The 14,266-nt window shown below is 38.8% G+C and carries 17 protein-coding genes and 2 riboswitches; of the genes, 6 read left to right on the top strand and 11 right to left on the bottom strand.

The window, feature by feature from the left end; translation table 11 throughout:
• Positions 1-44: 44 nt before the first annotated feature.
• The gene (locus DS737_RS08890; RefSeq protein WP_113997344.1) at positions 45-908 is read left to right on the top strand and encodes a DMT family transporter; all 864 of its coding nucleotides are present in this window, start codon (positions 45-47) and stop codon (positions 906-908) included.
• 5 nt (positions 909-913) lie between these two features.
• Here the strand turns inward: DS737_RS08890 and DS737_RS08885 are convergent, their stop codons facing one another.
• From DS737_RS08885 to tusD, 4 genes are read right to left on the bottom strand one after another with little or no spacing between them, the layout of a single operon-like run.
• Positions 914-1,225, bottom strand: a complete 312-nt coding sequence (locus DS737_RS08885) for a TusE/DsrC/DsvC family sulfur relay protein (RefSeq protein ID WP_004638950.1) — start codon at positions 1,223-1,225, stop codon at positions 914-916.
• Between the two features lie 34 nt (positions 1,226-1,259).
• Complete coding sequence (locus DS737_RS08880; protein WP_004638951.1) at positions 1,260-1,544, bottom strand: DsrH/TusB family sulfur metabolism protein; 285 nt, start codon at positions 1,542-1,544, stop codon at positions 1,260-1,262.
• 9 nt (positions 1,545-1,553) lie between these two features.
• Positions 1,554-1,904, bottom strand: coding sequence for a hypothetical protein (locus DS737_RS08875; RefSeq protein ID WP_075315538.1), 351 nt, complete (start codon positions 1,902-1,904; stop codon positions 1,554-1,556).
• A 43-nt stretch (positions 1,905-1,947) separates the two neighbouring features.
• The gene (gene tusD, locus DS737_RS08870; protein WP_005080906.1) at positions 1,948-2,316 is read right to left on the bottom strand and encodes a sulfurtransferase complex subunit TusD; all 369 of its coding nucleotides are present in this window, start codon (positions 2,314-2,316) and stop codon (positions 1,948-1,950) included.
• A gap of 63 nt (positions 2,317-2,379) precedes the next feature.
• Here tusD and DS737_RS08865 point away from each other — a divergent pair, with 63 nt between their 5' ends.
• From DS737_RS08865 to DS737_RS08850, 4 genes are all read left to right on the top strand, one after another.
• Entirely contained in the window at positions 2,380-3,387 is a 1,008-nt protein-coding gene (locus DS737_RS08865) for an SDR family NAD(P)-dependent oxidoreductase (protein ID WP_008941473.1), read from the top strand.
• A 151-nt stretch (positions 3,388-3,538) separates the two neighbouring features.
• A complete protein-coding gene (gene fumC / locus DS737_RS08860; protein ID WP_113997343.1) occupies positions 3,539-4,933 on the top strand; it encodes a class II fumarate hydratase in 1,395 nt (464 codons plus the stop codon).
• 114 nt (positions 4,934-5,047) lie between these two features.
• A complete protein-coding gene (locus tag DS737_RS08855; RefSeq protein WP_113997342.1) occupies positions 5,048-5,539 on the top strand; it encodes a hypothetical protein in 492 nt (163 codons plus the stop codon).
• Positions 5,540-5,670: 131 nt separating this feature from the next.
• A riboswitch (glycine riboswitch) is annotated at positions 5,671-5,760 on the top strand.
• A gap of 1 nt (position 5,761) precedes the next feature.
• Positions 5,762-5,901, top strand: a riboswitch (glycine riboswitch).
• Positions 5,902-5,937: 36 nt separating this feature from the next.
• Positions 5,938-7,182: a D-amino acid dehydrogenase gene (locus DS737_RS08850; protein ID WP_004638970.1), complete on the top strand. Its 1,245-nt coding sequence runs from the start codon at positions 5,938-5,940 to the stop codon at positions 7,180-7,182.
• 44 nt (positions 7,183-7,226) lie between these two features.
• Here DS737_RS08850 and DS737_RS08845 read toward each other — a convergent pair whose 3' ends face one another.
• Positions 7,227-7,679: a hypothetical protein gene (locus tag DS737_RS08845; RefSeq protein ID WP_113997341.1), complete on the bottom strand. Its 453-nt coding sequence runs from the start codon at positions 7,677-7,679 to the stop codon at positions 7,227-7,229.
• 92 nt (positions 7,680-7,771) lie between these two features.
• On the bottom strand, positions 7,772-8,419 hold the full coding sequence (locus DS737_RS08840) for an A1S_1983 family putative colistin resistance protein (protein ID WP_113997340.1): 648 nt from the start codon (positions 8,417-8,419) through the stop codon (positions 7,772-7,774).
• A 98-nt stretch (positions 8,420-8,517) separates the two neighbouring features.
• On the opposite strand from DS737_RS08840, the gene ispF reads away from it, so the two are divergent.
• The gene (gene ispF / locus DS737_RS08835; RefSeq protein ID WP_004638973.1) at positions 8,518-9,009 is read left to right on the top strand and encodes a 2-C-methyl-D-erythritol 2,4-cyclodiphosphate synthase; all 492 of its coding nucleotides are present in this window, start codon (positions 8,518-8,520) and stop codon (positions 9,007-9,009) included.
• On the opposite strand, the gene DS737_RS08830 is transcribed toward ispF, so the two are convergent.
• From DS737_RS08830 to glnL, 5 genes are all read right to left on the bottom strand, one after another.
• A complete protein-coding gene (locus tag DS737_RS08830; protein ID WP_113997339.1) occupies positions 8,997-9,521 on the bottom strand; it encodes a protein tyrosine phosphatase family protein in 525 nt (174 codons plus the stop codon). The two genes, ispF and DS737_RS08830, sit on opposite strands and share 13 nt — an antisense overlap.
• Before the next feature lie 140 nt (positions 9,522-9,661).
• Entirely contained in the window at positions 9,662-10,582 is a 921-nt protein-coding gene (gene argF / locus DS737_RS08825) for an ornithine carbamoyltransferase (protein ID WP_005080892.1), read from the bottom strand.
• A 112-nt stretch (positions 10,583-10,694) separates the two neighbouring features.
• Positions 10,695-11,336, bottom strand: coding sequence for a TetR/AcrR family transcriptional regulator (locus tag DS737_RS08820; protein WP_005080889.1), 642 nt, complete (start codon positions 11,334-11,336; stop codon positions 10,695-10,697).
• A gap of 147 nt (positions 11,337-11,483) precedes the next feature.
• The gene (gene glnG / locus DS737_RS08815) at positions 11,484-12,983 is read right to left on the bottom strand and encodes a nitrogen regulation protein NR(I) (RefSeq protein ID WP_004638982.1); all 1,500 of its coding nucleotides are present in this window, start codon (positions 12,981-12,983) and stop codon (positions 11,484-11,486) included.
• A complete protein-coding gene (glnL, locus tag DS737_RS08810) occupies positions 12,970-14,079 on the bottom strand; it encodes a nitrogen regulation protein NR(II) (protein WP_004638983.1) in 1,110 nt (369 codons plus the stop codon). Before glnL ends, glnG begins: the two co-directional genes overlap by 14 nt.
• Between the last annotated feature and the right edge of the window lie 187 nt (positions 14,080-14,266).

Genomic DNA, 14,266 nt, shown 5'->3' with positions numbered 1-14,266 from the left:
CCATAACACAGTTTAAATTCTTCATATAGATGTGGAGAGTTTAAATGAAATATTTCAATAATGGATGGGTAAATGGACTTGTCGGGGTCATAATTTTTGCTGGCTCTTTGCCGGCCACACGTGTTGCTGTACTTGAATTTAGTCCTACTTTCTTAACTGCTGCAAGGGCTGCAATTGCTGGTCTTTTTGCAGTGCTGTTATTGGTGTTGTTGCAGCAGCAGTTACCAAAACGAGTAGATTGGCTACCATTGTTTTATGTTGCGATCGGTGTCGTTGTCGGCTTTCCACTTTTTACAGCACTCGCTTTGCAATATGTGAGTGCAGCACATAGCATTGTTTTCATTGGGTTATTGCCATTAGCGACCGCTATTTTTGGTGTGGTGAGGGGGGGAGAAAAACCGAGCCAAAAATTTTGGTTTTTTGCAATTTTGGGGGCCGCTTTAGTCTTTGGCTATATGTTAGTTCAAACCAAGAGTTGGTTATTTCATTATGGTGACTTTTACATGGTGTTGGCGATTTTACTTTGTGGCTTTGGCTATGCTGAAGGGGGACGGCTTTCAAAGCATTTAGGCGGCTGGCAAGTAATCTGTTGGGCACTACTTTTAACTCTACCTGTAATGCTATGGATCTCATGGTTATATATGCCAAACAGTTTTGCTGATATTTCATGGTCAGCAAAGTTAGGTCTAATTTATGTCTCAATATTTAGTATGTTGATTGGTTTTTTCTTTTGGTATAAAGGCTTAGCTCAAGGAGGGATTGCTGCAGTGGGGCAGTTACAGTTATTGCAACCGCTATTCGGATTGGCAATCGCAGCTGTTTTATTACATGAACATGTCAGTATAACGATGTTTGCAGTTACGGTTGCTGTGATTGCCTGTGTTGCTTGTGCTAAAAAATTTGCTTAAGAAAATTATAAACAATTTGCAGGTTTAGGAACGCCAGCCAAACGGCTCAGATGACGAGCGACTAAACCTGTATTGAATCTTTGTTGTAAAACAGCATTATTAATTTCTGGACTGACAGTTTTCATTAAAAACTTGATCAGTGGTCGAGTTGCAGGTGAATGTCCGAACTGTTGATAGAACTGACGAACCGCTTGAAGTACTTCGAAATGCCATTCAGTTAATTCTAAATCTAGAGACTGCGCTAATACTTGCGCTACATCATGATTCCAAATCGTGTAATCAACTAAATGACCGTCTTGATCTAAATCTAATTGCATAAAATAGCCTAAGTGTATTTCAAATTGAAAGATGTTATTTCAAGCTAATACAGCGATTAAACTGTAATACAAGCTGAGCAAATTGAGCGTAATCAATGCACTTTACATGTGTTTTTAAGTCATCACTCAATAAAGCAGAGTCACTTTCTAAACAATATATATTAGGGTACGTCTCAATGATCATGTGATTGATACCCAATACAGCATCACTCATCATAACGATATGATCATTTGCCTGAGCCATTTGTGTTAAGTCTTTGCATATTTTTTCAATATGAAGATAAGGGGCTTGAATCAAAAAAAGTGTAGCTTCTTTCATTATGGCTCCTTACCAATACAGTACGTGATCAAATGATTGGATGAGCTCGGGATTGAGTTCAATAAACTCAATCTCTTGTTCTGAGTTCTGAACAATATCGAGTTGTTGATTTTTTGTTTCGATGAACAAGGGGGTTAAATCATAAAACTCGAAACTTTCCACCATATTTGAGGCAATTTTAAAGGCATGCTGAATAGAATCAAAAGTAAGCTGATCATTGAGTAAGCTGAGTGCAGCATCTTTTAATAATACTTTGACAGAAATCCCAAAGGTTGCTAAAACCATAGTTGCAGATAAACTTTCGTTGATTTGCAAACTGGTTAAATTGGGCTGCGTTAGGATGACGAGTACAGATTTCACACAATATACCTTTTAAAAGCAACACTCTATTAAAGAACTTAAACTAAAATTGAATTAAGCGAGAACAATCTTGCACTGCATCAGCAAGTTCGCCAAGACCAACAAGCTCAAAGCCATGGGCTAAGTTGTGGTGTTGGAGAGAATGGCGTTGTGCATTGCTCGCATCGGTGATACCCCGGGCAAGGGCAGCACTGACACAGACAGGGAGTCGAATGCCAAGCTTTTGCCATTCTTGTTTTAGGTTGCGCTGATCATCAGGAAACCACTGTAAATCATTCGCAACTTGAACTCCATCTTGGTAAAAGAAGACACGAAATTCTTCACGCATATTGTGTAATGCTTGTGCCAGACCAAATGCATGCCAAGCCATGACAGAAGTTGGTGCGGAGGTAATTAGCAGTAATGTACTCATTGAATATTCACGGTCATGTAGGCGAATGATGCGGACATAATTAAAAAAGAAGGTAATTATACAATGATTTTGGTGACAGGTGGTTTAGGCTTTATCGGTTCACATATTGCTTTGAGTTTGCTGGCTCATGGAAAAGAGATTGTTATTGTCGATAATTTAGCGAATTCAACGTTACAAACCTTGGAACGACTTGAATATATTTCAGGGATGTATATCCCATTTGCAAAATTAGATGTCAGAAATACGCCAGCGCTCAATAAAGTGTTTGAACAATATTCCATCGATACCGTCATACATACTGCTAGCTTTAAATCACTTGAAGAATCTACCTTAAAACCGCTTGAATATTATAATGATAATGTAAGTTGTATTATGAGTTTACTCAGAGCGATGCAGCGTATGGGTGTTCGACAACTCGTGAACTTGTCAAGTATTGCAGTATATGGGCAGTCTGATGCATTGCTTTCGGAGGAGACTGCGTTTAATTACAGTTATCCGAACCCTTATATCCGTTCTCAGCAAATCGTAGAAGATATTATTGCGGATACTTATAAAGTTGACCATGAATGGAAAATCGTAAACCTACGTTTATCCAATATTGTAGGTGCATTTGAACATGGAGTACTCGGTGAGTATGTCGTTCAATTACCTAAAAACATTGTCCCTTTAGCATTACAAGTTGCAGCGATGCAAAGAGAATGTATCGATCTACAGAATCAAGCAGAAACCGATGATGGAACTGTCGAGCGCAGTTTCTTGCATGTATTAGATGTTTGTGAAGCTGTAATGATGACGATGAATTGGTTAGAAACACAAAATAGCTGCTTAGAAGCATTTAACCTTGCACATAAACAATTGACTTCGATCCAAACCTTATTAGATGAAATTGCGAAAGTTACACAAGCTGAGATACGTGTTCAGCCTGCGGTTTATCAACATCAAGAGCTAGCAAGATTAGGTGCAAATATTGAGAAGGCGAAGCAGGTCCTCAATTGGGAACCAAAGCGGTCTTTGACCCAAATGTTAGAGGATGAGTGGCGTTTTTATCTCAATACGCTAAAAGGAAACTAGATAATGATTCTTATTTACATATTTTGATTGTTCTACGATAATGGTCAAGCTAATCAAAAATCCGTCATGGATTGATTCTGATTTCGCTAGCCAAAGCATCTATTTGCTTCAGCCCGTGAGAACTTTAACCAAATAGAGCAGAGGTTGTTTTATGCAAATGCGAATTGAACACGATACGATGGGTGAAATTGAAGTTCCCAATGAAGCCTTGTGGGGTGCGCAAACGCAACGAAGTTTACAGAACTTCAAAATAGGTCAGGAGCGTTTACCACGCGCGATGATTCGAGCAATGGGGTTAGTAAAAAAAGCCGCAGCTATCACCAATACAGAATTAAAACAACTCCCAGAAGATTTAAGCCAATATATTGTTAATGCCGCGGAAGAAGTAATTGCCGGAGATTGGGATTCTCAATTTCCTTTAGTCGTTTGGCAAACAGGTTCTGGTACGCAAAGTAACATGAACTGTAACGAAGTCATTGCAAATATTGCGAACCAAAAATTAGGTCAAGCACTCGGTGCACAGAAGCCAGTACATCCAAATGATCATGTCAATCGTGCTCAATCAACCAATGACTCGTTTCCAACAGCGATTCATGTGGCAGCAAGTCTGCAAATCAATGAGTTATTAATTCCTGCTGTTGAGCAATTAAAACAGACTCTACAACGTAAATCTGAAGAATTTAACGATATTGTGAAGATTGGCCGGACTCACTTGCAAGATGCGACACCTTTAACTTTAGGGCAAGAGTTTAGCGGCTATGTTTCTCAATTAGAGCATGGCTTAAAGCGTTTGCATCAAGCACTTGCTGGTTTATATGAACTGCCTCTAGGTGGTACAGCTGTAGGCACTGGCTTGAATGCACATCCAGATTATGCAGTCAAAGCAGCAGCGCAATTAGCTGAATTAACTGGCTTACCATTTGTGACTGCACCAAACAAGTTTGAAGCTTTGGCTGGGCGTGATGCTGCGGTATTTGCTTCGGGCGCCTTGAAAACATTAGCTGCAAGTTTAAATAAAATTGCCAATGATATTCGCTGGCTAGCGAGTGGTCCACGCTGCGGATTTGGCGAGATTCGTATTCCAGAAAATGAACCTGGTTCAAGTATCATGCCTGGAAAAGTCAATCCAACTCAAAGCGAAGCAATGACGATGGTTGTGGCTCAGGTCTTAGGGAATGATACAACAATCAATGTGGCAGGAGCATCAGGCAATTTTGAGTTAAATGTGTTTATGCCCGTCATTGCGTATAATTTATTGCAATCTATTCAGCTGCTTGGTGATGCTTGTAATAGTTTTAATGATCATTGTGCAATTGGTATTGAGCCAAATCGAGAGAAGATAGATTATTTCCTTCATAACTCTTTAATGTTGGTAACCGCTTTAAACCCTGTTATTGGTTACGAGAATTCAGCAAAAGTCGCGAAAACAGCTTATAAAGAAAATAAAACCTTAAAACAGGTCGCTGTTGAACTTGGTTTAGTAACTGAGGCGCAATTTGATGAAGTGGTGAAACCAGAAAATATGGTGTCGCCAAATAGTAAATAGTATCTCGTGGTGCAAAGTAGCCTTTTCTCATGAGGAAAGGCTATTTTTATCAGTGGTTTTTATAAAGTGAACTGCGTACAATATCGTTTTGATTGACTAGACCAACGTTTTACTATGCTTAATATTTTCTTAACAGATACCCAAACCCACATTCAATATTCTGGTCTATCACATGAAAATCCTGTTAAGTTTTTATTGAATTTAAAGAAAATTTTTCCAAGCACAGCTGATTTATTGTTACCCGTCTTGCCTGATGACAATAATCTAGAAAATGTAACTTGGGAAGCAACATCTAAAGATTTTGAGGTATTTAAAAAGTTACTAGAAGGTTGGGGAATTATTGAGTTGCGTTTAAGTGCAATCACAACCTACAAAGATAAGAATTTTGCCAATGAACTGGTTAAAAAAGCTCAAGCTCGACGTAAATACATTGCTCAATCTCAGCCACAGCTATCTATGATTGCTTTAGATTATATTCTTATGCATGAAATTCATGCTCTCATTGATGCTGAGCTAGTGATGATTGGTGAAAAGTTCTATCTGCCGACCTTGCGTGAGCTTTGGAAAGGACAATTTTCTGAACAAATTTTGCAAGCGAAGTTTTAACTTTTAAAAGCAGACCATTGGTCTGCTTTTTTGTGTTTGATTTAGAAGTCACTATTTCACCTACAAACTTTTACAAGATTTTCTTATAGATTTTTTTTCAAACGGCATATATATTGCTTAGAAGGGATATAAATATTATTGCGGGAGAGAAGTTCTTCAATGAACTCGCCGAAGGAGCAACGACCCCGGAAACTCTCAGGCAGAAGGACTGTAATAATAGACATACAATCTGGAGAGCAGTGCTCAATTTGTAGAAATTTATAAAATCTGATCTACGATATACACTCACCGAAGGGGAAGGCTTAATGATTAATTGGTAATCATCTGCCGAAACTCTCAGGTACCATGACAGATGGGGCTATGCATTAAGGAATGTTCTGCATTTCTAGGAGTTTGCTATGCCACATGTTGTTGTCATTGGTGCGGGGATTACAGGTGTAACGTCTGCTTATGAACTAATTAAGCTAGGTTATCAAGTCACTGTCATTGATCGTCATCTATTTCCAGCAATGGAAACCTCTTTCGCCAATGGTGGGCAATTATCTGCGTGTAATGCTGAAGTTTGGAATCAAAAGGCAACGGTGCTCAAGGGTATCAAATGGATGAGCAAGAAAGATGCACCATTATTGCTCAATCCATCATTCAGTCTGCACAAATATCGTTGGTTAATTGAGTTTTTAACTCATATCAAAGATTATAAAGCCAATACCATTGAAACCGTACGCCTAGCTTTATTGGCAAGGCAGCGTTTATTTGAAATTGCAGAAAAAGAAAATATTTCTTTTGATTTGGAAAAACGTGGCATTTTGCACATGTATCATACCAAAGAAGATTTTGAAATCGCGAAAAAGGTCAACGATGTATTGGTTGAAGGAAAGTTAGAGCGGAATGCGATTACACCTGAGGAAATGAAGGCAATTGAGCCGAATTTGACAGGTGATTATTATGGTGGATATTACACAGCTGGAGACGCAACAGGTGATATTCATAAGTATTCAGTGGGTTTGGCAGAAAAAACACAAGAATATGGAGTTAAATATCGCTTTGGTTTGGATGTTGTGGATGTCAAATGTTTGCAAGACAAAGTCCTTATTCAATGTAAAAACAGTTCTGAAAATATGCATCCAGAATCGGATGTCCATACCGAAATTGAAGCTGATCTCGTCTTGGTGTGTGGTGGCGTGGGAAGTTATCAATTGGCGGATCTGCTAGGTGATAGTGTCAATGTCTATCCTGTGAAAGGTTATTCGATCACGGTTCAACTTAAAGATGAGCAAAGTGTCAAAAATGCCCCTTGGGTAAGTTTGTTGGATGAGAGTGCCAAAATCGTCACCTCGCGATTAGGCGCAGATCGATTCCGTGTTGCAGGCACAGCTGAGTTTAATGGATACAATCGTGATATTCGTGCAGATCGGATTCAGCCTTTAATCAATTGGGTAAATCAAAACTTCGATATCTCGACGGAACATGTTGTGCCTTGGGCTGGTTTGCGTCCAATGATGCCGAATATGTTGCCTGTTGTGAAACAAGGAAAGCAGCCACGCGTATTCTATAATACTGGGCATGGTCATTTAGGATGGACGTTATCTGCTGCTACAGCAGTATTGATTAGTGAAGAGATTTCACGGAAGTTTCCAAACTAAAATTCAAAAAAAGCCGATGGATGCATCGGCTTTACTTGAGTGAATTAGATCGAGAGGAAATTATCTCGATAATTTATAATTTCTCTCGAAAAATCATCCTTAAAGTCTTTGTAATTAAAGGTTTTAAGGAGTTTAATGTTAGGGTTTTCAAGTTTGTCTAGTATTGCATTACATAAGGAGACTCTGAATTCTTCTGGTGTCATCTTTGAAACACAATCTGGGTCAAATAGTAAGACTAAAACAATAGTTTTTATCCACCCTTTTTCACTGTAATAGTCTTTTCTACGTTCTATTCTATTTTTTGGCATTCCCCATTTAATATTTTCTTCCATATTGGGGAAAACGGCATAAATATAAATTATGCAGTCATTTATATCTGCACCATAGTCTTTATCTTTAATTATATTTCTAATAAATAGTTCTAAATTCTCAAGAATGGGAAGGATAATATTATCCTCTTTACCGCCTCCAGTTGTGGCAGTCGTTAGAATCAGCATAGTTTTAACTCCGATTCTTATATTTCCTCATGACGGGCAAGGAAAGCCGAACAGTTATTCTTTGTTTTAACATTGTCCGAATTGTATATATATCAATCATACAAACGATAAATACCTGTAAAGCGTTCGCAACCTTTTTGTTCTGATCTGACCACTAATAAGGCACGTTGAAAGTCAAACTGATACTGACATTTTTTCTCATTGTCGATAATTTGGTTTTTTTGATCGGATGTACTATACGCCAGTAGAGACATCGTTTGCGATTCTAATCGATTGTTTGGGCTGCGATAGGCAGTTCCTTCGATTTTAAGGCGGTCTTTATCGAGTTGGTGGATTTGGATGTGCACAGGTTGCTTAGCTAGAGCGCCGTGTTCATATTTTAGATAATGTTGTGTAAGTGTTTGATTTATTGATGTGTAAAAGTTCAAGTCATCCATGCGAGCATCAAACTGTTGTAAGTAACACGTTTTAGATTTGCACTGTTGTAGCTGACGCAACCACATTTCTTGGGTTGCATGCAAAAGTTGCACAGGTGCATCCGTTACTAAATAAGCTGTTAAAAATTTATCATTCAGCTTAAATCTTTGTTCTTCGTATTGCTTAGAACATACATTCAGAAAGTCGGCACGATGATTAGAGCAGTCAATTGCTTTAGCAAACGCAAATGTTGAGCATAAACAACTCAATGTGATGATACAGCCCGTTTTCTTTAATTGATTTCTTACAGTGTTCAACAGCATAATCACTTATACTTTCAGTCTAATTTGCTCACTGTACTATAGCGAAATAGAAAGCCTGAATTCAAGATTAGTTCAGTATATTCTAAAAGGAAAATCATATGGTTGCTCAGATTCGAATTGGTCAAGGCATTGATGTACATGCTTTTGACGACGGGCAGTATGTTACTTTGGCAGGCATTAAAATACCGCATACACATGGTTTAAAGGCACATTCTGATGGTGATGTAATCCTACATGCGTTGTGTGATGCTTTGTTAGGGGCACTTGCCTTAGGGGATATCGGTCAGCATTTTCCAGACACAGATCCCGAATATAAAGGTGCAGATAGTCGTATTCTACTAAAGCATGTTTATCAATTGATCTTAGATCGTGGTTATCATTTAAATAACGCTGATATTACCGTTGCATGTGAACGACCAAAACTAGCACCACATAATTTAGAAATGCGTCAAAGTATTGCTGATGTATTAGATGTGGATATTACGCAGATTAGTATTAAAGCGACGACCACTGAAAAACTAGGTTTTACTGGCCGTCAGGAAGGTATTTTGGCGAGTGCAGTTGTACTACTTTCACATCAAGCAAAATGATCTGCATTGATCATGGATTGTTGGAGTTCTTGTGTTGCTTTACGACCTTGTAGTTGTAGAGCAATACTATGAATGAGACCCGTCCATGTTTCATTAGGTTCCCAGATTTCATGTAACAGCGCTTGCGCGGTCGGTAGATCAATATTCATATAAAATTGACGATAGAGATACATCAAGCTACTCACACGCATATTCTTGGCACAATGCAGCCAAACCACTTCATTCTGAACAAGATGATCGATTAAATCTAAAACAAGTAGGCATTGTTCTGAGCAAGGTACATCCCAATCAATAGGAATGTGAATATAGTTAAGACCTAGGTCTAAACAAATTTGATCTTGTTTAACTAAATGATTTTCAGATTTACTCGTTGCGATATTGATGACAGTGCTGCATCCATACTCTTTAATTAGTTGCAACTCTTCAGTAGAAGGTTGAGCTGAAGTAAAGAGGTGTTCATGCACTAAGGAAAAACTAGGAATTTGTGTGAGTGTTTGTTCTAATGAAGTCATCATGTACGCTATCGCAAGCATTTAATCGTGTCGATAAACTACTATAAGTGTTTTTGTTGGAGTGTTCAATTTAAGCGTATAAATAAAAACAGCACCACGAGGATGCTGTTTATAGGATCAAAGTAAGCGCGAATACAAGCTTAATCTTTTTTCATATTCTCATTGAGTAAAAATTCCATCAATGCTTTCTGTGCATGTAAGCGGTTTTCTGCTTCATCCCAAACGACCGCATTTTTGTGATCTAACATGTTTTCAGAAATCTCTTCACCACGATGTGCTGGCAAACAATGCATAAATAAACAATCAGGATGAGCGAGATCCATCAATTGTTCATTGACTTGGAAATCTGCAAATGCTTTTTCACGAAGCTTTTGTTCTTCTTCCTGTCCCATGCTTGCCCATACGTCGGTGACAATCAGGTCGGCATTTACAGCAGCATCTTCTGCTTTGTTAAAGACTTCCACACAATCTGCAAACTCAGCTAGGAATTCTGGTTTTGGCTCATAGCCTTCAGGAGAGGCGATTTTGAGTTTAAAGCCCATCATATGTGCAGCTTCAACATATGAGTTACACATATTGTTGCCATCACCGATCCAAGCGACAGTTTTGCCTTCAATACTGCCACGATGCTCTTGGAACGTTTGCAGGTCGGCAAGGAGTTGACAAGGATGATGGTCATCAGTGAGACCATTGATCACAGGTACTTTTGAATAGGATGCAAAGCGTTCAACAATATCATGACCAAATGTGCGAATCATGACGATGTCAAGCATACTTGAGATAACACGAGCAGAATCTTCGATGGGTTCACCACGACCAAGTTGTGTATCGCGCGGGGAAAGGAAGATCGCACTGCCACCGAACTGGCAAATACCTGCTTCAAAAGAAATGCGGGTACGCGTGCTCGATTTCTCAAAAATCATTCCCAAAACTTTACCAGCAAATGGTTGATACAACGTATTGCTATGCTGCATGCGTTTAAGTTCTTGTGCGCGATCTAAAATGCGTTGCAGTTCTAAAGAAGATAGGTCACGTAAAGTTAGAAAATGCCGAAGCGCCATAGCTACTCCCACAATAATTATTGAGTAAAAACAATAATTAATTGTTGTTTGACGGGTGGTGAATAAAAAAGAATTGAATACTATACTACAGGTATTCGAAAATGCAAAAGAATTAGACCTTTTGATGAGCTTTTAAAAACAAATCTACTGAATATTGAATATAATCAAAGATTTCTAGATCATTTTCTGGGATCTTTAAGCCCATTAAAATGCGCCATTCGACATCACGTAAAATACCGAAATACATTGTTGCTGAGTAATGTGGTTGTGTGCAGATGATTTCATTTTTGAGATGGGATTGATGTAGTGCACATGCGATTGTATTTTGAACATTCACCGCACATTTATCATAGAAATAATTTGCCAGTTGAGCATCTTTCTGGGTTTGCTCTGTAAACATGCGCATAAATGCAATATTTTCTGGTTTGATAATGTGGTGGTAAAAGCGTTGAAGCGTTTGAGTTAAATAATGATTCAAACTGACACAATCTGGAGAGTAAGGTAAACATACACCATTAAAAAAAACCTCTCTTCGATAATCACAAATCGCAGTAAAAAGTCCTTCTTTATTACCAAAGTATTTATAAATAGAGGCTTTTGATCCTCCAGCATGACTTACGATGTCATCCAAAGAAACATCATCATAACCCTTTTCAAGAAATAGATCGGTTGCACAAAGTAATAGCGCAAGACGACGCTCTTGTCCGCGACGGGTTTGAGGCTGTTCACAGTTTGGGTAACAAATATCTGCCATTGTATTCGGTACTATTGATGGTGGGGTTGCGATTATTATAGCAAAAACCATATGTGTTGTATGGTGTTCTAGAGGAAGTTGTTTTCTCCTGTTAAATAGAAAAAAGCGAGCTGATATTGAGCTCGCTTTTTTAATGACTTCTAAGGCTTAGGCTGAACGAATTTCTTCATCGTCATCATCTTCAGTCGAGTCCATGCCAAGCTCTTTAAGTTTACGGGTTAGGGTGTTGCGTCCCCAACCTAAAAGCTCAGCGGCATGACGTTTTCGACCACGGGTTTGCTGTAAAGCTGCTGTGATCAGTGTGCGCTCGAACATCGGTGTTGCAATATCAAGTATTTTCATTTCACCATTTTTGAGTTTTTGGATAGCCCATTGTGCCAATAACTCATCCCAATGATGAACAGCAATTCTTTCCACAATATTAGGATTGCTCGGAACTGTTGAGGCTGCTCCATCATTTGGTGATTTTTGGATCGAAACTTGTTTAAGTTCAGCAGGTAAGTCCTCTGGATAAACTTCACGACCTGTGATCATTACTGTAAGCCAACGACACGTATTTTCGAGTTGGCGAACGTTACCTGGCCATGGCAACTGCTGCATGTAGTCCGTGGTTTCGGTACGTAAAATTTTAGGACTCACGCCGAGTTCTTTACCTGCACGTGCTAAGAAATGCTGTGCAAGCATAGGGATGTCTTCGCTTCGATGAGCAAGTTTAGGAATATGAATACGAATGACATTCAAGCGGTGATATAAGTCTTCACGGAAACGACCTTCATTTACAAGTTTTTCGAGGTCTTGATGTGTCGCTGCGACAATTCGTACATCCACTTTCACAGGAATGTGACCGCCAACGCGGTAGAATTCACCGTCCGCAAGAACACGGAGCAAACGTGTTTGGGTTTCAAACGGCATATCGCCAATTTCATCAAGGAATAAAGTGCCACCATTCGCTTGTTCAAAACGACCTTGATGTTGTGTGTTAGCCCCTGTAAATGCGCCTTTTTCATGACCAAATAACTCGGTTTCAATCAAGTCCTTTGGAATAGCAGCCATGTTTAGTGCAATAAAAGGTTTAGCGCGACGAGGTGAGTGTTTATGCAATGCATGGGCAACCAACTCTTTACCTGTACCAGATTCACCATTGATTAGAACAGTAATATGGGATTGCGATAAACGTCCAATGGCACGAAATACTTCCTGCATAGCAGGAGATTCACCAATAATTTCGGTCGATTGCAGTGGTGAAGCAGTTTTGGTTGCTTCTTGTTGCTGCAATTTATTGATATGTAAGATTGCACGATTAACGAGTGCAAGTGCTTCATCAATATCAAAAGGTTTTGGTAAATACTCAAAAGCACCTGTTTGATAACTAGAGACAGCTGATTCAAGATCAGAATGTGCTGTCATAATAATTACAGGTAAATCAGGGTGTGAGTTCTTAACCTTAGATAAGAATGTTAAACCGTCAATTCCTGGCATGCGGATGTCGGTCAGAATGACATCTGGTGCATCATCATGTAAGCGCTCAAGAGCAGTTTGTGCTTCTTCAAAGTTGGTGACATCAAAACCTTCTTCTTTGAATGTTTTTTCAAGTACCCAACGCATGGCACGATCGTCATCTATAACCCAAATTTTATTTCGTGACATGGTTTGACTCCCAAGGTAGATATAAGCTAAATACGGTTTTTCCAGCAACGGATTGACATTCAATCATTCCGTTATGTTGATGCATAATGTTTTGAGCAATACTAAGCCCCAGTCCTGTACCTTTAGCACGTCCTGTGACCAGTGGATAAAAAACAGACTCCAGAATACTTTCCGGTACGCCTGGTCCATTGTCTTCTATGTCGATTCGGATCGTTGATCGATTTAACACGCCATTAATTGTGACAAGTCGTTGAATCCGAGTTCTTAAAATCAGTTCAGGTTCAGAATCAACAAAGAAATCCTTATTTTCAGTCATGGCTTGTACTGCATTAACACTAATGTTGAGCATGACTTGAATGAGTTGGTCACGATCAGCCATCACGTCAGGCAATGAAAGATCGTAATCACGAGTGATCTTGATTTTCTTTTTAGTTTGGTTGGTAATTAATGAGCGTACTCGCTCAAGTGGCTCATGCACATTGACATGCTCGTAACTAGGCAGTTGGCGTGAACCAAGCATCGTATCTGCGAGGTTGGTCAGCCGATCTACTTCACTAATAATAATGTCCGTAAATTCACCATAACTATCATCATTTAAGCTGCGCGCGAGTAGCTGAGTTGCACCACGTATTCCAGCCAATGGATTCTTGATTTCATGTGCGACTCCTCGAACGAGTTGACGAGCAACTTGATGCTGTTGAACTAGATTTTCTTCTTTCGAAATTTTCAGCATGCGATCAATCGGGTTGAGCTCAATTAAAAGTAAACTAGATTGATTTTTACCTGTATTGAGTTGTGAAACTGTATAATCGACATGGATGGATTTGAAGTTGACATTTATTACAGCTTCACGACGAGTGTAATGTTGTCCGCTTTTCAAGGTATTTAATAAAGCTTCATAGGTGTTAAATGGATCATCATGCGCATGTAATAGATTTAACACAGGCTGACCAGATGCACGTAGCAAACTAATATCAAATAATGCTTCACATGCTGAATTTAAATAAAAAATATTAAGCTGACTATCGACCAATAAAATAGCAGTTGTTAGGTTATCGACCAGTAGTCGATAGTCGATAGTGTTATGTTGATCCATTTGTGAATCGTCCTGTTTTAAAATGGCGCAATTAAATATCAATTTGAATAGATTGCCATTAACTTCTTAAATGTACGTTATGCAAAATGCAAGCCAACTTTGTATTGGCTAATTTTCAATAGCTTATTGATGAATACATCCATTTATACGGTATTTTTCACATAGATAGGATGATTTAATAATTTTA

It is taken from the genome of Acinetobacter haemolyticus (genome assembly GCF_003323815.1).
GTDB lineage: Bacteria > Pseudomonadota > Gammaproteobacteria > Pseudomonadales > Moraxellaceae > Acinetobacter > Acinetobacter haemolyticus.
This window is presented reverse-complemented; position numbering and strand designations above follow the sequence as displayed.

Bases quoted from the DNA above. Each gene is read 5' to 3' on its own strand.
- glnL (WP_004638983.1), bottom strand. From the start codon at position 14,079: ATGGATCAACATAACACTATCGACTATCGACTACTGGTCGATAACCTA.
- glnG (WP_004638982.1), bottom strand. From the start codon at position 12,983: ATGTCACGAAATAAAATTTGGGTTATAGATGACGATCGTGCCATGCGT.
- argF (WP_005080892.1), bottom strand. From the start codon at position 10,582: ATGGCGCTTCGGCATTTTCTAACTTTACGTGACCTATCTTCTTTAGAA.
- DS737_RS08865 (WP_008941473.1), top strand. From the start codon at position 2,380: ATGATTTTGGTGACAGGTGGTTTAGGCTTTATCGGTTCACATATTGCT.
- DS737_RS08885 (WP_004638950.1), bottom strand. From the start codon at position 1,225: ATGCAATTAGATTTAGATCAAGACGGTCATTTAGTTGATTACACGATT.
- DS737_RS08830 (WP_113997339.1), bottom strand. From the start codon at position 9,521: ATGACTTCATTAGAACAAACACTCACACAAATTCCTAGTTTTTCCTTA.
- fumC (WP_113997343.1), top strand. From the start codon at position 3,539: ATGCAAATGCGAATTGAACACGATACGATGGGTGAAATTGAAGTTCCC.
- DS737_RS08820 (WP_005080889.1), bottom strand. From the start codon at position 11,336: ATGGCAGATATTTGTTACCCAAACTGTGAACAGCCTCAAACCCGTCGC.
- DS737_RS08850 (WP_004638970.1), top strand. From the start codon at position 5,938: ATGCCACATGTTGTTGTCATTGGTGCGGGGATTACAGGTGTAACGTCT.
- ispF (WP_004638973.1), top strand. From the start codon at position 8,518: ATGGTTGCTCAGATTCGAATTGGTCAAGGCATTGATGTACATGCTTTT.
- DS737_RS08855 (WP_113997342.1), top strand. From the start codon at position 5,048: ATGCTTAATATTTTCTTAACAGATACCCAAACCCACATTCAATATTCT.
- tusD (WP_005080906.1), bottom strand. From the start codon at position 2,316: ATGAGTACATTACTGCTAATTACCTCCGCACCAACTTCTGTCATGGCT.
- DS737_RS08845 (WP_113997341.1), bottom strand. From the start codon at position 7,679: ATGCTGATTCTAACGACTGCCACAACTGGAGGCGGTAAAGAGGATAAT.
- DS737_RS08890 (WP_113997344.1), top strand. From the start codon at position 45: ATGAAATATTTCAATAATGGATGGGTAAATGGACTTGTCGGGGTCATA.
- DS737_RS08840 (WP_113997340.1), bottom strand. From the start codon at position 8,419: ATGCTGTTGAACACTGTAAGAAATCAATTAAAGAAAACGGGCTGTATC.
- DS737_RS08880 (WP_004638951.1), bottom strand. From the start codon at position 1,544: ATGAAAGAAGCTACACTTTTTTTGATTCAAGCCCCTTATCTTCATATT.